This window comes from Bosea sp. 685 (assembly GCF_031884435.1).
Taxonomy (GTDB): domain Bacteria; phylum Pseudomonadota; class Alphaproteobacteria; order Rhizobiales; family Beijerinckiaceae; genus Allobosea.
The window spans coordinates 2,289,806-2,308,059 of record NZ_CP134779.1; the positions used below are offsets into that span (position 1 = coordinate 2,289,806).

Here is an 18,254-nt window from a genome sequence, read left to right on the forward strand (position 1 = left end):
TCCCCTGATCGCCGCCGCGCGGACCGCGCCGCCGGCCCTATCGCATCGCCTCTTGCCAGCCGCCGAAACGCTGTCCATGATTGTTATTACACATTCAAACATCGCCTGTCTCGCAGGCATGATTGCGCTCCATATTGGCAGCGGAGGACCAGATGGCTCACGACGTCGCGGCAGGCCCGGCCAAAGGCAAGCTCGTCATCCGCAATCTCGGCCTGGTGCTCTCGGGCGATCTCAACCAGCCGATCCTCGACGCCGATACGATCATCGCGGCCGATGGCCGCATCACGGCCATCGGCCGGGCTGCCGATCTCGATTGCGAGCGCGCCGACAGCATCATCGATGCGCAGGGATCGCCCGTTGCGCCCGGGCTGATCGACAGCCATTGCCACCCGGTCTTCGGCGACTGGACGCCGCGGCAGGGGCAAATGGGCTGGATCGATTCCTGCGTCAATGGCGGCGTCACCACCTTCGTTTCCGCAGGCGAAGTGCATCTGCCCGGCCGGCCGAAGGATCCCATCGGCGTCAAGGCACTCGCCATCACGGCGCAACGTACCTTCGCGAATTTCCGGCCGACCGGGGCGAAGATTCACGCCGGCGCGCCGATTGCCGAGACCAGCATGGTCGAGGAGGATTATGCCGAGATGGCCCGCGCCGGGGTCAAGATGATCGGCGAGATCGGGCTCGGCACCGTCAACACCGGGCCTGAGGCGAAGAAACATGTCGATTGGGCGCGCAAATACGGAATGGAGACGATCATCCATACCGGCGGGCCCTCGATCGCCGGTTCGAGCCTGATCAGCGAGGATATCGTGCTGGAGGCCCAGCCCGATGTGATCAGTCACATCAATGGCGGCCATACCTCGATCCGCTTTTCCGGCATCTGCAGGCTCTGCGAGCAGGCGAGGGGCGCAATCGAGATCGTCCATAACGGCAATGAGCGCGCCGCGCTCGAAGCCATCAAGACCGCCACCGAACTCAACCTGACCTACAAGGTCATCCTCGGCACGGACGCACCGGCGGGTTCCGGCGTGCAGCCGCTCGGTATCCTCAGGATGATCGCCTTCCTGTCGAGCCTCGGCGACGTGCCGCCCGAGGTCGCCTTCTGCATGGCGACCGGCAACACGGCGCGGGTGCGCAAGCTCGATGCCGGCTTCATCGCGGTCGGGATGCCGGCCGATCTCGTCTTTCTCGACAAGCCGCAGCACTCGGCCGGAAAGCATCTGCTCGACGCCGTCTCGCTCGGCGACATTCCAGGCATCGGCATGGTGGTGATCGACGGCATCATCCGCACCGGCCGCTCGCGCAACACGCCGCCATCACACACCGCGCCCGTTCTGGTCGGGCATTGAGGCGCATCATGACCGATCTCATCGATATCCGTCGGGTCCAGACCAGCGTGGAGGAGATCTTCCACGAGTTCGGCCCGCGCCCCGGCCGCACGGAGCGCATCGCTTGCGTCTGCGCCGTGCTGACCAATCCTTATGCCGGGCGCTACGAGCCCGACATCCTGCCGATGATGGAGGCACTGAAGGCTGCCGGCCTCGACATGGCGACGCGTTGCCTCAACGCGCTCGGCGGCGATCCCGCGACCGTCGAGGGCTATGGCAAGGGCGCAATCGTCGGCTCCGCCGGGGAGCTGGAGCATGGCGCGCTCTGGCATGTGCCCGGCGGCTACGCCATGCGCGAAATTCTCGGCAATGCGAAAGCGATCGTGCCCTCGACCAAGAAGGTGGCGGGGCCGGGCGCGCGCATCGACATTCCCGTCACCCATATCAACGCGTCTTATGTCCGCAGCCATTTCGGCGCGGTCGAGATCGGCGTTCCCGGCTCGCCGCAAGCGGACGAACTGGTCTTCATCCTGGTGATGACGACGGGCGCGCGCATCCATGAGCGCGTCGGCGGCCTGCGCGCCGATCAGATCAGCGTTGGCGACGGGCAGCGCTAGAGGCCCTGTCTTTTACCAAACCGAGGACGAGACATGCCCGCAGACATCCGCAAGATCTTGACGCAAGTCGATGAAATCCATATCGAAATGGGCAAGACGGTCAGCCCGCCGACGCGGCGCGCCGTGGCCTGCGCCGTGATCGCCAATCCCTTCGCCGGGCGCTATCAGGAAGACCTTTCGGAGCTGACCGAGATCGGCGTCGAGCTCGGCGATCTCCTGACCAAGCGCTGCCTTGCAGCACTGAACATCGCGCCCGATCAGGCCGAGAGTTTCGGCAAGGCGGCGATCGTCGGCGAGGGCGGCGAGCTGGAGCATGCAGCCGCCATCCTCCATCCTAAGCTCGGCACCCCGGTGCGTGCGGCACTCGGCAAGGGGCCGGCGCTGATCCCCTCGGCCAAGAAGCGCGGCGGGCTCGGCACGCCGATCGACGTGCCGCTCGGCCACAAGGACGCAGCCTTCGTGCGCTCGCATTTCGATGCGGTCGAGGTCCGGATCACCGACGCGCCGCGCGCCGGCGAGATTTTGGTCGCGATCGCGATCACCGATTCCGGCCGCCCGCTGCCGCGCATCGGCGGCTTGCAGAAGCACGAGATCAAGGGCGAAGACGGGCTGCGCTGAGGGAAATCCACCCGCGCCGTCATTCCGGGCAAGCCGCGCAAGCGGCGCTGATTTGGAATTCATCGAAGAGCGTCATTCTCGGGCTTGCCCCGAGAATCTCATGACCACAGCGCTCTGGTTTTTGAGATGGTCGGGTCAAGCCCGACCATGACGCGCCTCGGATCCCGAGACGCCCTTCGGGCGCTCAGGATGACCTTGCGCATTTTGGAGCAAGCGGCGCGCCGTCAGGCCGCCGTGTTCTTCATCCCGCCATCGGTCAGCCGGTACCAGCTGATGATCGCCGAGACGTAGAGCTCGTTCAGCGCGTGCAGCGGCAGCGGCTTGATCGGCACCACGGGGAAGGGCAGGCGGCTCTTGTCGCCGCTGGCGAGATACTCCGCCATCGCCTTGCCCATCGCGCTCTGCAGGCCGACGCCGCGGCCCATGCAGCCGATATCGACCAGCAGCCCGGGCTCGGGCTCGTGGAGATGCGGCAGGAAATCGCGCGTCAGCGCGACCCGGCCGCACCAGCGATAGTCGAAGCCGATCCCCTTGGCCTGCGGATACATCTTGCCGATGACGCGTTCGAGATGGGCCCAGTCGGAGGCGTCCTTCGGTTCCCGGAAGGGGCCGCGGCCGCCCATCAGGAGGCGATTGGTGTGGTCCTTGCGGAAGTAGAGCAGCAATTGCCGCGTATCCGAGGTGACCTGGCCCTCGGGCAGGATCGTGCCGGCGATGTTGTCCGAGAGCGGCTCGGTCGCGACGATGAAGGTGTTCGGCCGGATCACGGTCTGGCGCAGTTTTGGGATCAGGTCGCCGGTATAGCCATTGGTCGCGACGACGACGCGCGGCGCGGTGACGCTCCCGCCCTGGGCGGTGCGGACGACCCAGGTCTCGCCTTGGCGCTTCAGCGAGACGACGGGGCTCTTGCCATGGATCGTGGCGCCAGCCTTGAGCGCGGCCTTGGCTAAGCCGCGCGCATAGGCGAGTGGCTGCACGCCGCCGGCGCGCCGGTCGATCCAGCCGCCGAGATAGCGTTCCGTGCCGAGCAGGCGCGCGACGCTGTCGCTGTCGAGATACTCCGCATCGACACCGCGCGCCCGCCATTCACCGGCGCGGCGCTTCACCGTCTCGAGCATGGCTGGCGTATGCGCGCCCTGGATCCAGCCGGCGCGCTTATGCGGCACGTCCATGCCGTGCTTGGCGATCAGATCGAAGACGAGATCGGCGGTCGAGCCGACGAAGCGCGTCAGCGCCTCGCCCGCGACGGGGCCGAATTTCGCGGCGATCTCGCTGGGATCATATTTGATGCCGGGAATGACCTGCCCGCCATTGCGGCCCGAGCCGCCCCAGCCCGGCTCATGCGCCTCCAGTACGATGACGGAGACGCCGGCCTCGGCGAGATGGAGCGCGGTCGAGAGTCCGGCATAGCCGGCGCCGATCACGCAGACATCGGCGCTGGCGTCAGAGGCGAGCGGCGGTGTCGGAGCGGCGGCGGGCGCCGTCGCATGCCAGAGCGAGGGAGCGAGCGGGAACGGTTCGGCCATGACGGCCTCCTTGGGCGTTGAAAGCATGGCTCATGCGAAAAACCGGTACCCACTTTTTCGCGCCATGCTTCAGATCGGCTTGAGCACGCGCCGCAGGAAATCCTGGGTACGCGGGTGGCTCGGCGCGCCCAGCACATCGCGGGCAGGTCCCTGTTCGACGATGACGCCGCCGTCGAGGAAGAGCACGCGGTTGGCGACCTCGCGGGCGAAGCCCATCTCATGGGTGACGACGAGCATGGTCATGCCGTCCTCGGCCAGGCTCTTCATCACCTGCAGAACCTCGCCGACGAGTTCGGGATCGAGCGCCGAGGTCGGCTCGTCGAACAGGATCGCCTTGGGCTGCATGGCGAGTGCGCGCGCAATGGCGACACGCTGCATCTGGCCGCCCGAGAGCTGGCCGGGATAAGCGTCGACCTTGTCGGCGAGGCCGACGCGGGCGAGCAGGTCGCGGCCCCGCGCCATCGCCTGCGCCGGTGGCTCCTTTTTCACGAAGATCGGGCCCTCGACCACGTTTTCCAGCGCCGTGCGATGCGGAAACAGGTTGAAGCGCTGGAACACCATCGCCATCGCGGTGCGGATGCCGATGATCGAGGGCTTGTCACGCTCGACGCGGGCGCCGTCGATGCTGATCGTACCGCCATCATAAGATTCGAGCCCGTTGATGCAGCGCAGGATGGTCGACTTGCCCGAGCCGGACGGGCCGATCAGGCAGACGACTTCGCCTTTGTCGACGCTGGCCGTGATGCCCTTGAGCACCGGGAAGGCGCCGAAGCTCTTGGTGACGCCAGCGATCTCGATCATCGGAGCGCTCATCGCCTCGTCCCCTTGCCGAAGCGTCGTTCGAGCCAGCTGACGAAGCCCATCAGAGGCAGGCACATCGCCAGATAGAGCAGGGCGACGAGCGAATAGACGGTCATGTTCTTGAAGGTCGAGGAGGCGATCAAAGTGCCCTGCAAGGTCAGTTCGGCGACCGTGATGGTCGAGGCTTGCGAGGAATCCTTCAGCATCATCACCATGATGTTGCCGTAGGGCGGCAGGACGAGCCGGATCGCTTGCGGCAGGATCACGCGGCGCATGGTCAGGCTCCAGCCCATGCCAATCGATTGCGCCGCCTCGACCTGGCCATGGTCGATAGCCTCGATGCCGGCGCGGAAATTCTCGGACTGATAGGCCGAGTACGCGATGCCGAGGCCGATGATCGCGGCCTGCAAGGCCGAGAGCGCGATGCCGAATTCGGGCAGGACGAAGTAGATGTAGAAGAGCTGCACCAGGATGGGGATGCCGCGCAGGGTGTTGACGATCACCTTCGCGATGGTCCCGAGCCAACCGATGCCTGACACCCGCATCAAGGCCCAGACGAGGCCGAGCACCGTCGAGAGCGCAAGCGAACCCAGCGCCACGATCAGCGTGAACTTCACGCCCTGGAGCAGGAGAGGCAGGAACTGGGTGGCGTCGCGCAGGAAGGTCTGCATAGGGGTTCTGATTGTCGGAGGAATTGGTCAGGACGACGTTTGGAACCTCAGCGCGTCATCCCGGACAAGCCGCGAAGCGGCGCTGATCCGGGATCCATGCCTGAACCGTCCGGCATGGCTCCCGGATCTCCGCTGAGTTTATCCTTGGGCCGATCGAAGATCGGACCCGAGGGCTGCGTCCGGGATGACGGCGCGTGGAGGCTATCGTCGATGCTCGTTCAGGCCAGGCCCCATTTCGCCAAAATCTTGTCGACGGTGCCGTCGGCCTTGAGCTTGGCGAGGCCGGTATTGATCTTCTTGAGCAGTTCGCCGTCGCTTTTGCGCACGCCGATGCCAACCGAGCCGGAGATCACCGGCTTGTAGGATTTGACGATGCGGACTTTCGGGAACTGCCCCTGCGACAGGTTGTAGGCGATGATTGGCAGGTCGAAGACGGCGGCCTGGACGCGCGCCGCGTTCACGTCGGCGAGGATGTCGGGCAGGGTCTTGTAGAGCTTGACCTCGGAGAACAGGCCGGATTTCTGCAGCACATCGACATAAGCCGTGCCGATCTGCACGCCGATCGTGACGCCCTTCAAATCCTCGAGGGTGACGTAGTCCTTGGTGTCGGTGGCCGGTACGATCAGGCCTTCGCCATAGGTGTAGATCGGGTCGGAGAAGTCGATGACTTCCTTGCGCACCGGGGTGATGTACATCGCGGCCGCGACGATATCGACCTTGTTGCTGGTCAGCGAGGCGATCAGCGTCGAGAACTGCATGCCCTCGACCTCGACCTTGAAATCGGAGACCGCGGCGATCGCCTTGACCAGGTCAACCATCACGCCCTCGATGGTGTTGGTCTTGGTGTCGAGGAAGGTGAAGGGGCTGCCTGTCGGGGTGGAGCCGACTTTGAGCACGGATTGCGCCCGGGCGGGCAGAATGCCCGCAGCCATGGCGCTGCCGGCCAGCATGGACAGGAAGGTCCGACGTTCCATCGCGATATCCCCTCGCTTACGGCGCGCTTGTTGCGCGTCCGGCCATGATTTTCATGTGCATGAAGATACGAGCATAGGACAAACTTGCCTGCAAGCAATTTCATGTGCATGAAATAGAGGCGGAGATGGAGAGTTCATGAGCGCCCCTGCCGCCAGCGGACCCGGCCAGCCGGTCGACCAGGAGATCGGCGCGGGCTTGCGCAGATTGCGGCGTGCGCGCGGGCTTTCGCTGGTCGATCTCGCAGCCCGCACCAATCTGTCGATCGGCTTCCTCAGCCAGATCGAGCGCGGCCTGTCCTCGCCGACCCTGCGCGTACTCGTCGGCATGGCGGATGCGTTCGGCGTCGGGCTTGCCGATCTCTTTCCCAATGGCGCGCCGCCGCAAGACCAGCCCGCAACCATCGTCCGCGGCTCTGACCGGAGCGAATTGCAGCTCTGGCGCTCGGGTATCCGCAAGCATTTGCTGACCCCGCTTTCGGAGAGCTCGAAGCTCAACCTCTACATGGTCGAGCTGGAGCCGGGCGCAAGCACCGGTGACGAGCTCTATACGCATCAGGGCGAGGAGGCCGGGCTCGTCATGCAAGGCGCCATGCTGCTCAAGGTCGAAAGCGAGAGCTGGACCTTGCAGGAGGGCGACAGCTTCCGCTTCCTGTCCTCGCGCCCGCATTGCTTCGCCAATGCGGCAGAGGGCGAGACCCGGGTGCTCTGGGTCACGATCCTGTAAAAGCGACTGCGCTCAACTGGTGACACGCTGGTCCCGGAGCAGCGGGCAATGATCGGAGCTGAAATCCATGCCGAAAAGAGCGATCCTACCGCTGATCTTGATCCTGCTCGGCGTCTTCACGGGGCTGGCCAAGCCATTGACGGCGCTCGGCGATTCCTACGGCCCCGGCTGGGCCGACCTGCTCAATGGCGGGCTGGGTTTCGTGTTCATCATCGCGGCGGCGATCGCGGCCATCGCTGGGCGCTCGAAGGCGCGGCCCCGGGGCTGAACCCGAAGAAAGGCTGAGTCCGGGGAAAGTCCGAGCCCGAACAGATCCAATCAGCCCAACACTATGTTTCGCAGGTCATCCCGGATGCTGCGAGGCGCAGATCCGGAATGACCCTATAGTTGGAGAGGGCGGCGTTCAGCCGCCAAGCGACATCTTCAGCGGCGGCTTGACCTCGGCCGGCAGCGGCGAGGTGTAGCCTTCCTTGCCCAGGCGCTTCTTGTGGTCCGCCTTGGCGGCCGCCATCAGGGCGGGGTCGGAGAGCACGGCGGCGCCGGTTGCTGCCATCGCCTTGGCGACATGGATCATCGCCTTGTGAGCAGCCGGCTGCTTGCCCTGCGAGACCACCTGCCAGGTGTGGAACGGCGTGCCGACAGCGACGGTGGGCGCATGCGCCTGCACGGTCGGCACGGCCCAGCTGACATCGCCGACATCGGTCGAGCCGATGGCAGGGTTGCGCTTGGCGTCCATTGGAACCAGGAAATCGGCCAGCGGCACGCCCGAATCCTCCATGCCGATGGTGCGCCAGATCGAGGCGATCTCCTGCGGCGACAGCGTCTTGCGGATCTCCTCGGCGAAGGCTTTGTCGGCGTCGTCGAAATGCGGCGGGCCGAGCTCTTCCATGATCCCGTGCAGCGCCTGTTCGAGCGGCGGGTTGGCGAGCAGGTCGGAGACGGCGCTGATGATGCGCATCTCCATCTTGGTTTCCGTCATCAGCGCCGCGCCTTCGGCGATTTTCTTCACGCGTTGGACGAGTTCGAGCATGCCACGCAGATCGCGCGCGCGGATCGAATAGCGCACGCGGGCATGGGCCTGGACGACGTTTGGCGCGATGCCGCCGGTGTCGAGCAGGGCGTAATGCACGCGCGCATCGCTGGGCATGTGCTCGCGCATGTAGTTGACGCCGACATTCATCAGTTCGACGGCGTCGAGCGCGCTGCGGCCGAGATGCGGGCTGGCGGCGGCATGCGCCGCGCGGCCGGTGAAGATGAAATCGGCGCGGGTGTTGGCGAGTGCCAGCGGCGGGGCGACCTCCCACCAGCTCGACGGATGCCAGGTGATCGCGACATCGGCGTCATCAAAGGCGCCGGCGCGGACCATGAAGGCCTTCGCAGCGCCGCCTTCCTCGGCCGGGCAGCCATAATAGCGCACGCGGCCCGGAATCTTGTTCTCGGCGAGCCAGTTCTTCATCGCGGTCGCGGCGAGCAGCGCGGCCGAGCCGAGCAGGTTGTGGCCGCAGCCATGGCCATGGCCGGCGGCTTCGACCTCTTGATGCTCGGCGAGGCCGGCCTCCTGGCTGAGGCCGGGTAGGGCGTCATATTCGCCGAGGAATGCAATGACGGGACCGCCTTCACCGGCCTCGCCCATCACCGCGGTCGGGATTTCGGCGACGTTTTCGGTGATCTTGAAGCCCTGATGCTTCAGCTCGGCGAGATGCTCGGCGACCGAGCGCTGCTCGGTGTAGCAGACCTCGGGCATGCCCCAGACGCGGTCACTGAGTTCGATGAAGCGCTGCTTGCTCGCATCCACGTGCCGCCAGAGATCGTTTCGGTTGTCCATGATCGTTTTCGCCTTGATGGGGTCGCGATATATGAGCCGGGCGGCCGCCGCCCGTCCAGTTGCTGAAAGCATGGCCGATGCCAGCCGACGCAACGTCATCGTGTCGGCGGATGTTGCTGGCGCCGGCCCGATGTCCTCAGGGTTGCTTGTGGATCGGATCGACCCAGTAGACCGCCTCCGGGGCCTCGACCGGATCGACATCGGTGATGTTGACGACCACGGCTTCGTTGTCCGAGCGCACCAGCACGCATTCCAGCGGCTCGTCGGGATTGGCGTTGATCTCCTGATGCGGCACGAAGGGCGGCACGTAGATGAAGTCGCCCGGGCCGGCCTCGGCGACGAATTCGAGCCGTTCGCCCCAGCGCATGCGGGCCTTGCCGCGCACGACATAGATCACGCTCTCCAGCTCGCCATGGTGATGCACGCCGGTCTTGGCGTTGGGCTGGATCGAGACCGTGCCGGCCCAGATCTTCTGGGCGCCGACGCGGGCGTGATTGATCGCCGCTTGCCGGAACATGCCCGGCGTCTGCGCCGTGTTCGGGTCGAGCTTGTCACCGGTGACGACGCGCACGCCGTCATGCTTCCAGCGCGGCTCGCCATGGGAATGGTCATGGGAATGATCGTGCGGGTGATCGTGGGAATGGTCGTGTCCCGACATGATCTCAGCCCTTCTTCGCCGGGCCGGTCGCGATCGGGCGCTCGCTCGAGCCCCATTCCGCCCAGGAGCCGTCATAGATGGCGCGCGCCGGCTTGCCGATCGTCTCCAGCGCAGCCGAGAGGATCGCGGCCGAGACGCCCGAGCCGCAACTCGTGATCAGGGGCTTGTCGAGATCGACGCCGGCTTCCGTGAAGGCCGCCGCAATCGCGTCGGGCGATTTCAGCCTGCCGTCCTGCATGATGGCGGGGAAGGGCAGGTTGAGCGCGCCCGGCATATGGCCCGAGCGCACACCGGCGCGCGGCTCGGGCGCCTCGCCGCGGAAGCGGTCGGCGGGGCGGGCATCGACGACCTGGATGGCGCCGCTACCGAGCGCGCGCTCGACGTCGTCAGCGTCGGCGATGGCGGAATGGTCGAGGCGTGCGGTGAAGGTCCGGGCCGAGCGGGAGCGGGGTGGCCCTTCCTCGACGGGGCGGCCTTCCGCCTGCCATTTCGGGAAGCCGCCTTCGAGGATGACCACGTCCTTGGCGCCGAAGGTCTTGAAGGTCCAGCGCACGCGCGGTGCCGAGAACAGGCCGAGCCCGTCATAGACGACGATGCGCATGCCGTCGCCGATGCCCATCGCGCCGACGGCGGCTGCGAAGGCCTCGGGCCGCGGCAGCATATGGGGCAGCTCGGAGCTGGTATCCTTGACGGTGTCGATGTCGAAGCGCAGCGCGCCGGGGATACGGCGCTGCGCATATTCGGCATGCGGGTCGCGGCCATGGACGGGCAGGTACCAGGAGCCGTCGACCACGACGACATCGGGCGCGTTCAGGCGCTCAGTGAGCCATTCCGTGGAGACGAAGACGTTGTCGCTGGCCATGATCGGCATTTCCTTGACGTTGCGGCCGCTCGTTATGACGGCCTGAGCTGGGCGGCTGCTTCAGGCGAGCGCGATGCGGACGCGCCGGTTCTGCTTGCCCTTCTTCTCGATATCCGTGACCGCGACAAGGCCGATCTCGGCGGTGTTGCGGACATGGGTGCCGCCACAGGGCTGCAGGTCGATGTCGCCGATGGCCACCAATCGGACACGGCCCGAGCCGCGCGGCGGCTTCACCGACATGGTTTTGACCAGGCCTGGATTGGCGTCGAGCTCCTCATCGGTGATCCAGCTCTCGGTGACGGCGGCGTTGCGGGCGATCAGGGCGTTGAGCTTTTCGGAGATCTCGGCCTTGTCGAGGCCGCCTTCGGGAATGTCGAAATCGAGCCGCCCGTCGCCTTCGCCGATCGCCCCGCCCGTCACCGGATAGGACAAGACCACGCTCAGCAGATGCAGCGCGGTGTGGATGCGCATGCGCTTCAGCCGGCGCTCCCAGTCGAGCACGACTGTTACGGTCTCGCCGGGCTGCGGGGCGGCCTGTCCTTCAAGTTGTCCTGCAAGCGGAACATGGATCACGCGGCTCTTGTTCTCGGGATCGTAGATCGCCGTGCCGATCGTAATCTCGCTTCCGTCTGCGCGAATGAGCTTGCCGGCGTCGCCCGGCTGTCCGCCGCCGGTCGCGTAGAACACCGTCCTGTCGAGGATGACGCCGCCGCGCTCATTCACGGCGTCGACGCGTGCTGACGTCTCCTTCAGATAAGCGTCCTGGCGAAACAGCAATTCGGTCGGCATGGTCTGGTCGTCCCTGGGACGCGTCTCGTCGGCGCGGGCTGCGGAGATTGCACGGATTGGGCTGGCCGCGCCAGAATGCTTTCTCTGGGGGTAGCGTGCGGCCATTCCGGCTGGCCCTTCCGTCGCAGGACGGCAGGGACTAGATAGCGCGATGATCCGTCGGTTGCGCCCGGGAGCCTCGATGTCATTGCCGCGCATGCAGCCGAAAGACGGTGTCGCCTGGATTACGGGTGCGAGTTCGGGCATCGGCGAGGCGGTTTCGCTCGAACTGGCGCGACGGGGCTGGACTGTCGCGATCACGGCGCGCCGGCTCGATCAGCTCGAGGATATAGCCCGGCGTGCGGAAGGGTTGCCCGGCCGCATCGTCGCCCATGCCGGCGATGTGACCGACACCGCCGCGATGCAGGCGGTGGTGGATGGAATCGAGAGCGTGCACGGCCCGATCGCGCTCGCCTTCCTCAATGCCGGCATCGCCCCTCATGTCCATTCCGGCGCGTTCGATCTGGCGGCCTTCGAGCAGGCTTTCGCCGTCAACCTGTTCGGCGTGGCCAAGGGGCTGGCGGCCGTGCTGGAGAACATGACGCGGCGCGGCCGGGGGCAGATCGCCGTCAACGCCTCGATCGCGGGCTATGGCGGCATGCCGCGCGGAGCAGCCTATGGCGCCTCCAAGGCAGCAGTGATCCATCTCTGCGAGGCGCTTAAATTCGACTGCGACAGGCTCGGCATCCGGCTGCAACTGGTCAATCCGGGCTTTGTCGACACGCCGCTGACCCGTGGAAACGGCTACCCGATGCCCTTCCTGATGCCGCTCGAGGAAGCGGCCCGGCGCATCGTCGACGGTTTCGCGCGCGGCGGTTTCGAGATCGCCTTCCCGTGGCGCCTGGCCTGGTTCGCCAAGGCGGTGAATTGTCTGCCCTATCCCGCCTATTTCTGGCTCGTGGCGCGATTGATGCCCCGGGGCAAGTCAATGAGGCGCGACAGGGCCTGAGCCTTTGGCCTGATTCTGGGCCTGCCCCCGTGCGGGATCGGCTTTGAATCCGCTGCCGGCCATGGCTACGGAACGCCGTGCGTCGGCTGGCGATTTCATCGCATTTTAACCAGTGTGACGCTGATATGGCGCGCTTTGAACGTTCGTTTTTTCTCCTGCGCTCCGGAGAGATCTGCCCTGAATGCGCCTCGATTCGCGTAACATCCAGATTCCGACTGTCGATGAAATCGAGCCGCGCCTGCGACTCTACGGAATCGACGATGAGTGTCGTGAACTGGCGCGGCAGCTCGCGCCTGAAGTCGGCCGCATCATCGAGCGTGTGATCCGGCACAATATCAGCATCACCAAGGACCATCTGAAATCGAGCCGGGCTTCGCTCGATATCCATGGGGAGGCACTGACGCGCGCGGTCGTGTCGCATTTCAACGTGCTGTTCCAGGCGCGTTTCGACGAGAGCTATCTGGTCTCCCTCGAGCAGATGCTGAAGGTCGAGTTCGATTCGATGATCGGCGCCAGGGCGCGGCTGCAGGTCGGCCAGAAACTGGTGCTTCCGCTGCTGCAGGCGCGTGCCGGGCGCGGCATGCGGCGCCTGCTCGGACAGGTCGTGTCGCCGCGCGATGTCGACCTGCTGATGCGGCTTCTCTATTTCGACTTGGTCTGCGCCATCGCCGTCGAGCAGCATGAGACGCGCCGCGCCGTCGTCGAGCGGCATGTCTCTCTCGATGGGGCGCTCAAGGTCTTCAGCCAGCGGACGGAAGCGCTCGGCACGACATTCGAAAGCAGCGCCCGCGAATTGACCGCGGCGGCGCGGCAGATGCTGGAGAAGGCGCAAGCGACGCTGGAGCAGTCGGCCGAGGCCGAGGTCGCTTCGACCAAAGCCTATCGCCTGGCAGCCGAAAGCGCCGATACGACCAGCCAATTGCACCAGCTCACCAGCGATATGGGCGCGCGCCTGTCCGGTGCCGCCGAGGCGACGGCAACCAGCGTGGCGCATGCCTCCGACATCAAGGATTCGATGGCCGATCTGGCCGGGGTCATCGAACAGGTCGGCTCGATCGTGGCCGTCATCAAGCAGATCTCGGACCAGACCAATCTGCTGGCACTGAACGCCACGATCGAGGCCGCGCGCGCCGGGGATGCCGGCAGGGGCTTTGCGGTCGTCGCACATGAGGTCAAGAACCTGGCCGCGCAGACCGGGACCGCGACCCAGGCCGTCGCCGGGCAAATCGAGAAGATCGAGACCGCGACGCGGCGCTGCGTCGGCAGTGTCGACGCCATTACCGACAGTGTCGAGACGATTTCACGTCTCAGCAACGAGGCGGTCGTGACCTTCGCCTCGCAATTCGGCCTGGCCGGCCGGATTTCGGAGGCCGCGCGCCTGATCTCGGCGCAGTCTTCCGATGTGGTCAGCGGCGCGCGACGCTCGAGCCAGGCCATGACGGAAACCATCGCGGCGATCGACCGGGTGGAGACGACGGCTCTCGGCCTCGCCAGAAGCGCGGAGACGTTGCGCGCCCTGGTCGGCGAGCTCGGCGCGACAGTCGCCGCCGCCTGATCCGTCTCCCATCCTGCTCTTGCATGTAAAAACCGCGCCGCAGCGTGGTGCTGTGACGCGGCGTGGCTTGGACGATCGCTGATTTGGACGATCAGCGGTAATAGGGCCGGTCGTAATAACGGCGGTGGTGGCGGTGGTGACGACCATAATAGGGCGGCGGGCCGTAGCGGCGCGGGCCGTGGCGGAACTCCCGGTGCCCGTCGAAGCGGCGGCCATCATCGCGCCAGTCGCGATACTGGACCTGCTGGATGTCGCCGGCCGGAGCTTCGCCTGCTGGAGCCTGGACCTCCCGGCCCGAGGCGAATGCGGGCGCGGCCTCGGCGATCGCGGGCAGGAACGCCGCTGCACCAAGCGCCAGGCTCGCGGCGAGGATCAGTTTACGCATTGAAGTCTCCTTCCGATGGATCGGCATGGCTCCGATCTACCCCGGCGCCACGGAACTGCCGATGAACGGAAAAGTTCAGCTGCGTTCAGGGAGGGGAGAGGATGCGGACCTCCCGAGCCCTCATCCTGAGGAGCGGGCGTAGCCCGCGTCTCGAAGGATGCTGCAGGTAACTCCGGAACCATCTGGAGCACCCTTCGAGACGCCGCTACGCGGCTCCTCAGGATGAGGGCTAGGTTTTCCAAACGAGGATTCTCAGGACGATCGGACGATGCCCCCGGATGCTGGCTCGCGGGCAGAGCCGGGAATCTCAAGCCCGGCGCAAGTGAGCGCCAGGCTGTCGACAGGCTCAGCCTGCCTTCTTGGTGACGATCGTGAGCAGCCCGTTCTCGCTCATCTGCGCGAAAAGGACATGGGTCGACGATAGTCCCTTGGCTTCCAGGGCAGATTTGATGGTTGGCGTGGAATCGACTGAACTCCTGAGCTTTTGCAGCTCACCATCCCCGCGTTGGGAGACGATCTCGGTGACCTGCGATTGAGTCGCCGCCGGCAATTCACTGATGTCGACGACGTTGACCGATTGAATCGTCGGCGGGGCCGATGGGGCTTGCGGCGCAGATGTCGGTGGGCGGGTGGGCGAGGGGGTCTGGGCGTTGGCGGCCATGGACAATGCGAGCGCGGCTCCGGTGGCCAAGGTTGTGATCATGCGCATGGACGTTCCTCCATCAGTTGCGGATGAACGGCCTAACCCACACCGCAAATGCGGTCGGATGCTGAACCGCATCTGACCATCTCGTGACGATGTCGTGGCGAAGGCATCACATTGATGGCGCCTGGAACTGTGGACCGAAGCTGGGCTGGATAGTCGCGGCTGTCCGACGACCGTCAGACGAATCTCCAAATTCATGGGAATGCGCAGAAATATCGACGACCTGGTGGCAATATTCGCCAATATCCTTCGTTTCGAAGGCGTTTTCGGCACAGCTCCTTCGCTTCGATATTTACGGTATTGCCGCGATCCCGCTAAGGTTGCGATGCTGTCGATCCGCCTCAGCCTGGCAAACCGAACGACCATGCCGATGTCGCTGCGCGGCCCGCGCAACGTCGCCGCCCTCCCGCTCGTGATGGGCGTGGGCCTATCGTCCTCGGCCATCCCATGCGTCAGGGACCTCGCAGTGGCGCGGCTTTCGTGCGGGACGCATCGGCTGATGCCGTCGCTGTTCCGGTCGCGGCGATCGGTTTCGTTGTGCTGCGTTGCGCTGCGCTGGACGCCTGCCGCGGCCGAACTGCTCGGGATCACATTCGCTATCGCCGTCATCGCGATTCATCGACCGAAAAGGCCAGCACCATGAAATACGCTAATCTGGGCCGTTCGGGCCTCAAGATATCCAGAATCGGCCTTGGCTGCATGAGCTTCGGTGTCGAATCGAGGGCGTGGCGGCTCGATGAAGCGGCGAGTCGCCTCGTTATCCGGCACGCCCTCGAGCAGGGCATCACCTTCTTCGATACCGCCGACATGTACGGCGCAGGGGAAAGCGAAACCGCGCTCGGTCGCGCGCTTGCCGATTTTGCCCGGCGTGACGAGGTCGTGATCGCGACCAAGCTCTTCTACCCGGTGCGCCCGGACCCGAACGGGCGCGGCCTGTCGCGCAAGGCCCTGTTCGCTGCGATCGACGCCAGTCTGAAACGACTTGGAACCGATCACATCGACCTCTACCAGATCCATCGCTGGGACGAGGAGACGCCGATCGAAGAGACGATGGAAGCGTTGAACGATGTCGTGCGCGCCGGAAAGGTGCGCTATCTCGGCGCCTCCTCGATGTTTGCCTGGCAGTTGCTCAAGGCCCAGAGCGTCGCGGCGGCCAACGGCTTCAGCCGTTTTGTCTCCGTGCAACCGCATTACAATCTTCTCAACCGCGAGGAAGAGCGTGAGATGCTGCCGATGTGCCGATCCGAAGGCATCGGCGTCATCCCGTGGAGCCCATTGGCGCGAGGGCGGCTCGCCCGGCCTTGGGCCGCGGAATCGACCTCGGACCGTGTGCGCCATGATCGCACTGCGGACCTGCTCTATGCCCAGACCGAAGCCGCCGACCGGCGCGTTGTCGAAGCGGTGGGCGAGATCGCCCGCAAGCGCGGCGTTTCGCGAGCGCAGGTGTCGCTCGCATGGCTGCTGTCGCGGCAGGGCGTGGTCGCGCCGATTATCGGTGCAGGCAAGCTTGCCCATCTCGATGACGGGCTGGGCGCGCTGGACCTCGCGCTCGACGATGCGGAGATAGCGGTGCTTGAAGCGCCCTATGTTCCGCACGCCGCCAGCTTCTATCAGGAAGCTCCTGGCCCCGATCAAAAAGCGCTTCCCGAAGCGGCTTGATCCACCATGGTCCTGGGTCGGAGCGTCTTGCGGAGTTTGAGGGGGCCATTCGCCGCTCAATGTGCGGTGAACAATCCTGCATATGCGGAAATACCCAGATCCGCCTGGAGCGGAAGGACTCCTACGCCATCCTCGAGCGGACCCAGAGAGGCGAGGGCTTGTTGATAGAGCGGCTTGAAGCTGGCCCAAAGCCGACCGAGCGGATGACCGCATTTTGGCAGGCTCCAAGCGATACGGGGCGAATGCCCAAAGCTGGCGCTAGTCGAGCTGTGTGGCGCTGTCGGCAGCCACTGGCTCGCAGCAGTGGACTAAAGGATGAGGCGTTATCCGCGCTAGACGAATGTATGATTCGCGCAACGGAACGCGAGGCCGGGCGCCAAGATCCGGCCCAATAGGGAGGATTGCCATGCTGTTAACCCGTCGCGGGTTCACGACCGCTATTGCTGGAACCATCGCCGCTCCGACGCTCATTCGCAGCGCTTTCGCGCAAAGCGCTACGGTGAAGTTCGGCATGGTCATGCCGATGACCGGCGCGGCCGCCGAATCCGGCTCCTTCGCCCAGACGGGGGCCAAGCTCGCCCTCGAACAGGTCAACAAGGCCGGCGGCGTGCTCGGCAAGCCGGTCGAGCTCATCTTCGAGGATGACCAGACCACCAACCCCGGCGCGGTGCTGGCCTTCTCCAAGCTGGCGAGCCAGCCCGACATCGTCGCCTTCCTCGGCTCGATCCGCTCGACGCAGATGCACGCCATGGCCCCCGACATGCTGAAGGCGGGCAAGCCGGTCGGCTTCGGCGGCACAGACCCGAACCTGACCAAGCTCAACAACCCCTGGCTCTTCCGCTTTCGTCCAAATGATTCCTATTCGGGCAAGGTCATCGCCCAGTTCGGCACCAAGGAGCTCGGCAAGAAGAAGTGGGCGATCGTCCACTCGACAGACGCGTTCGGCACGGCCGGCGGAAAGGCGCTCGCCGATTCCCTGTCCGACAATGGCGCGACGCTCGCGCTTGACCAGGGCTATGCCAACCAGAGCCAGGATTTTACGCCGGTCGTGCTGGCGGTTCGCCAGTCGGGCGCCGACATCCTCGGCACCTATTTTACCTTCGAGACGGATCTGGGCATCTTCGCCCGCCAGTTGCGTCAGCTCGGCGTCACCATTCCGTGGGTCGGCTCGCCGTCGATCGTCAACATCTCGGCGCTGAAGCTCGCCGGCCCGGCGCTCTACAACACCTATGGCGTGGCTGATTATGCCGAGGATTCCAGCGATGCCTCGAAAGCCTTCGGTAAGGCCTATCGCGACGTTCGCAAAGTCGCGCCCGACAACCAGTCTTCCTGGACCTTCGACGCCGTGACCTGCCTCGCGCTGGCGATGAACAAGGCGGGTTCGACCGAACCGGCCAAGGTTCGCGAGGCGATGCTTGCCATTCGCGGCCACAAGGGCGCCGAGGGCGAATACAACTTCGACAAGAACGGTGACGGCCTGCATGGCTACAACATCGTCAAGAACGACAAGGGCGAGATCAAGTTCGACAAGCGGCTCGATTTCACGCCGAACCTCGGCTGATCGCTTC

Annotated in this window: 20 protein-coding genes; 10 read left to right on the forward strand and 10 right to left on the reverse strand. The window is 65.3% G+C overall.

Translation table 11 applies throughout. The features are described from left to right. The first annotated feature begins 152 nt into the window (after positions 1–152). Genes RMR04_RS12195 through RMR04_RS12205 form a run of 3 tightly spaced genes read left to right on the forward strand, consistent with a single transcriptional unit; the run spans position 153 to position 2,563 of the window. Entirely contained in the window at positions 153–1,349 is a 1,197-nt protein-coding gene (locus tag RMR04_RS12195; protein ID WP_311914877.1) for an amidohydrolase family protein, read from the forward strand. A gap of 8 nt (positions 1,350–1,357) precedes the next feature. Further along, positions 1,358–1,945: an amino acid synthesis family protein gene (locus RMR04_RS12200; protein WP_311914879.1), complete on the forward strand. Its 588-nt coding sequence runs from the start codon at positions 1,358–1,360 to the stop codon at positions 1,943–1,945. Between the two features lie 33 nt (positions 1,946–1,978). After that, positions 1,979–2,563: an amino acid synthesis family protein gene (locus tag RMR04_RS12205; RefSeq protein ID WP_311914880.1), complete on the forward strand. Its 585-nt coding sequence runs from the start codon at positions 1,979–1,981 to the stop codon at positions 2,561–2,563. A 224-nt stretch (positions 2,564–2,787) separates the two neighbouring features. On the opposite strand, the gene RMR04_RS12210 is transcribed toward RMR04_RS12205, so the two are convergent. From RMR04_RS12210 to RMR04_RS12225, 4 genes are all read right to left on the reverse strand, one after another. Beyond that, positions 2,788–4,089 (reverse strand): NAD(P)/FAD-dependent oxidoreductase, encoded by a 1,302-nt coding sequence (locus tag RMR04_RS12210; protein ID WP_311914881.1) that lies wholly within the window; start codon positions 4,087–4,089, stop codon positions 2,788–2,790. Positions 4,090–4,158: 69 nt separating this feature from the next. Further along, entirely contained in the window at positions 4,159–4,890 is a 732-nt protein-coding gene (locus tag RMR04_RS12215) for an amino acid ABC transporter ATP-binding protein (RefSeq protein WP_311915816.1), read from the reverse strand. A gap of 8 nt (positions 4,891–4,898) precedes the next feature. Continuing rightward, positions 4,899–5,561: an amino acid ABC transporter permease gene (locus RMR04_RS12220; RefSeq protein ID WP_311914882.1), complete on the reverse strand. Its 663-nt coding sequence runs from the start codon at positions 5,559–5,561 to the stop codon at positions 4,899–4,901. A 218-nt stretch (positions 5,562–5,779) separates the two neighbouring features. Further along, on the reverse strand, positions 5,780–6,535 hold the full coding sequence (locus tag RMR04_RS12225; RefSeq protein ID WP_311914884.1) for an ABC transporter substrate-binding protein: 756 nt from the start codon (positions 6,533–6,535) through the stop codon (positions 5,780–5,782). Positions 6,536–6,671: 136 nt separating this feature from the next. Here RMR04_RS12225 and RMR04_RS12230 point away from each other — a divergent pair, with 136 nt between their 5' ends. Both RMR04_RS12230 and RMR04_RS12235 read left to right on the forward strand, forming a co-directional pair. Continuing rightward, on the forward strand, positions 6,672–7,259 hold the full coding sequence (locus tag RMR04_RS12230; protein ID WP_311914887.1) for a helix-turn-helix domain-containing protein: 588 nt from the start codon (positions 6,672–6,674) through the stop codon (positions 7,257–7,259). A 67-nt stretch (positions 7,260–7,326) separates the two neighbouring features. Beyond that, on the forward strand, positions 7,327–7,527 hold the full coding sequence (locus RMR04_RS12235; RefSeq protein WP_311914888.1) for a hypothetical protein: 201 nt from the start codon (positions 7,327–7,329) through the stop codon (positions 7,525–7,527). A 135-nt stretch (positions 7,528–7,662) separates the two neighbouring features. Here RMR04_RS12235 and RMR04_RS12240 read toward each other — a convergent pair whose 3' ends face one another. The 4 genes from RMR04_RS12240 to RMR04_RS12255 all read right to left on the reverse strand — a co-directional run bounded on the left by RMR04_RS12240 (position 7,663) and on the right by RMR04_RS12255 (position 11,393). Next, a complete protein-coding gene (locus tag RMR04_RS12240) occupies positions 7,663–9,084 on the reverse strand; it encodes a M20 family metallopeptidase (protein ID WP_311914890.1) in 1,422 nt (473 codons plus the stop codon). 136 nt (positions 9,085–9,220) lie between these two features. Then, positions 9,221–9,742 (reverse strand): cupin domain-containing protein, encoded by a 522-nt coding sequence (locus tag RMR04_RS12245; RefSeq protein WP_311914891.1) that lies wholly within the window; start codon positions 9,740–9,742, stop codon positions 9,221–9,223. Positions 9,743–9,746: 4 nt separating this feature from the next. Further along, positions 9,747–10,604 carry a 3-mercaptopyruvate sulfurtransferase gene (sseA, locus tag RMR04_RS12250; protein ID WP_311914892.1) on the reverse strand — a complete coding sequence of 286 codons (858 nt, stop codon included), beginning with the start codon at positions 10,602–10,604 and terminating at the stop codon, positions 9,747–9,749. A 60-nt stretch (positions 10,605–10,664) separates the two neighbouring features. Continuing rightward, entirely contained in the window at positions 10,665–11,393 is a 729-nt protein-coding gene (locus RMR04_RS12255) for an alanyl-tRNA editing protein (RefSeq protein ID WP_311914893.1), read from the reverse strand. Between the two features lie 181 nt (positions 11,394–11,574). Between RMR04_RS12255 and RMR04_RS12260 the strand changes: the two genes are divergently transcribed. Beyond that, entirely contained in the window at positions 11,575–12,381 is an 807-nt protein-coding gene (locus tag RMR04_RS12260; protein WP_311914894.1) for an SDR family NAD(P)-dependent oxidoreductase, read from the forward strand. A 181-nt stretch (positions 12,382–12,562) separates the two neighbouring features. Beyond that, positions 12,563–13,936, forward strand: a complete 1,374-nt coding sequence (locus RMR04_RS12265) for a methyl-accepting chemotaxis protein (RefSeq protein ID WP_311914895.1) — start codon at positions 12,563–12,565, stop codon at positions 13,934–13,936. 91 nt (positions 13,937–14,027) lie between these two features. Here the strand turns inward: RMR04_RS12265 and RMR04_RS12270 are convergent, their stop codons facing one another. Continuing rightward, complete coding sequence (locus RMR04_RS12270) at positions 14,028–14,321, reverse strand: hypothetical protein (protein ID WP_311914896.1); 294 nt, start codon at positions 14,319–14,321, stop codon at positions 14,028–14,030. Between the two features lie 346 nt (positions 14,322–14,667). Continuing rightward, positions 14,668–15,012, reverse strand: coding sequence for a hypothetical protein (locus RMR04_RS12275; RefSeq protein ID WP_311914897.1), 345 nt, complete (start codon positions 15,010–15,012; stop codon positions 14,668–14,670). A gap of 211 nt (positions 15,013–15,223) precedes the next feature. On the opposite strand from RMR04_RS12275, the gene RMR04_RS12280 reads away from it, so the two are divergent. The 3 genes from RMR04_RS12280 (at position 15,224) to RMR04_RS12290 (ending at position 18,247) form a co-directional block, all read left to right on the forward strand. Continuing rightward, the gene (locus RMR04_RS12280; protein ID WP_311914898.1) at positions 15,224–15,670 is read left to right on the forward strand and encodes a hypothetical protein; all 447 of its coding nucleotides are present in this window, start codon (positions 15,224–15,226) and stop codon (positions 15,668–15,670) included. After that, positions 15,667–16,686 (forward strand): aldo/keto reductase, encoded by a 1,020-nt coding sequence (locus tag RMR04_RS12285; protein ID WP_311914899.1) that lies wholly within the window; start codon positions 15,667–15,669, stop codon positions 16,684–16,686. Before RMR04_RS12280 ends, RMR04_RS12285 begins: the two co-directional genes overlap by 4 nt. 406 nt (positions 16,687–17,092) lie before the next feature. Next, positions 17,093–18,247 carry an ABC transporter substrate-binding protein gene (locus tag RMR04_RS12290; protein ID WP_311914900.1) on the forward strand — a complete coding sequence of 385 codons (1,155 nt, stop codon included), beginning with the start codon at positions 17,093–17,095 and terminating at the stop codon, positions 18,245–18,247. Positions 18,248–18,254 lie beyond the last annotated feature (7 nt).

Excerpts from the sequence above, each read along its gene's own strand:
- RMR04_RS12225 (WP_311914884.1), bottom strand. The coding sequence starts at position 6,535 with ATGGAACGTCGGACCTTCCTGTCCATGCTGGCCGGCAGCGCCATGGCT.
- RMR04_RS12230 (WP_311914887.1), top strand. The coding sequence starts at position 6,672 with ATGAGCGCCCCTGCCGCCAGCGGACCCGGCCAGCCGGTCGACCAGGAG.
- RMR04_RS12285 (WP_311914899.1), top strand. The coding sequence starts at position 15,667 with ATGAAATACGCTAATCTGGGCCGTTCGGGCCTCAAGATATCCAGAATC.
- RMR04_RS12280 (WP_311914898.1), top strand. The coding sequence starts at position 15,224 with ATGGGAATGCGCAGAAATATCGACGACCTGGTGGCAATATTCGCCAAT.
- RMR04_RS12270 (WP_311914896.1), bottom strand. The coding sequence starts at position 14,321 with ATGCGTAAACTGATCCTCGCCGCGAGCCTGGCGCTTGGTGCAGCGGCG.
- RMR04_RS12220 (WP_311914882.1), bottom strand. The coding sequence starts at position 5,561 with ATGCAGACCTTCCTGCGCGACGCCACCCAGTTCCTGCCTCTCCTGCTC.
- sseA (WP_311914892.1), bottom strand. The coding sequence starts at position 10,604 with ATGGCCAGCGACAACGTCTTCGTCTCCACGGAATGGCTCACTGAGCGC.
- RMR04_RS12205 (WP_311914880.1), top strand. The coding sequence starts at position 1,979 with ATGCCCGCAGACATCCGCAAGATCTTGACGCAAGTCGATGAAATCCAT.
- RMR04_RS12215 (WP_311915816.1), bottom strand. The coding sequence starts at position 4,890 with ATGATCGAGATCGCTGGCGTCACCAAGAGCTTCGGCGCCTTCCCGGTG.
- RMR04_RS12265 (WP_311914895.1), top strand. The coding sequence starts at position 12,563 with ATGCGCCTCGATTCGCGTAACATCCAGATTCCGACTGTCGATGAAATC.
- RMR04_RS12260 (WP_311914894.1), top strand. The coding sequence starts at position 11,575 with ATGTCATTGCCGCGCATGCAGCCGAAAGACGGTGTCGCCTGGATTACG.
- RMR04_RS12210 (WP_311914881.1), bottom strand. The coding sequence starts at position 4,089 with ATGGCCGAACCGTTCCCGCTCGCTCCCTCGCTCTGGCATGCGACGGCG.
- RMR04_RS12290 (WP_311914900.1), top strand. The coding sequence starts at position 17,093 with ATGCTGTTAACCCGTCGCGGGTTCACGACCGCTATTGCTGGAACCATC.
- RMR04_RS12255 (WP_311914893.1), bottom strand. The coding sequence starts at position 11,393 with ATGCCGACCGAATTGCTGTTTCGCCAGGACGCTTATCTGAAGGAGACG.
- RMR04_RS12195 (WP_311914877.1), top strand. The coding sequence starts at position 153 with ATGGCTCACGACGTCGCGGCAGGCCCGGCCAAAGGCAAGCTCGTCATC.
- RMR04_RS12240 (WP_311914890.1), bottom strand. The coding sequence starts at position 9,084 with ATGGACAACCGAAACGATCTCTGGCGGCACGTGGATGCGAGCAAGCAG.
- RMR04_RS12200 (WP_311914879.1), top strand. The coding sequence starts at position 1,358 with ATGACCGATCTCATCGATATCCGTCGGGTCCAGACCAGCGTGGAGGAG.
- RMR04_RS12235 (WP_311914888.1), top strand. The coding sequence starts at position 7,327 with ATGCCGAAAAGAGCGATCCTACCGCTGATCTTGATCCTGCTCGGCGTC.
- RMR04_RS12245 (WP_311914891.1), bottom strand. The coding sequence starts at position 9,742 with ATGTCGGGACACGACCATTCCCACGATCACCCGCACGATCATTCCCAT.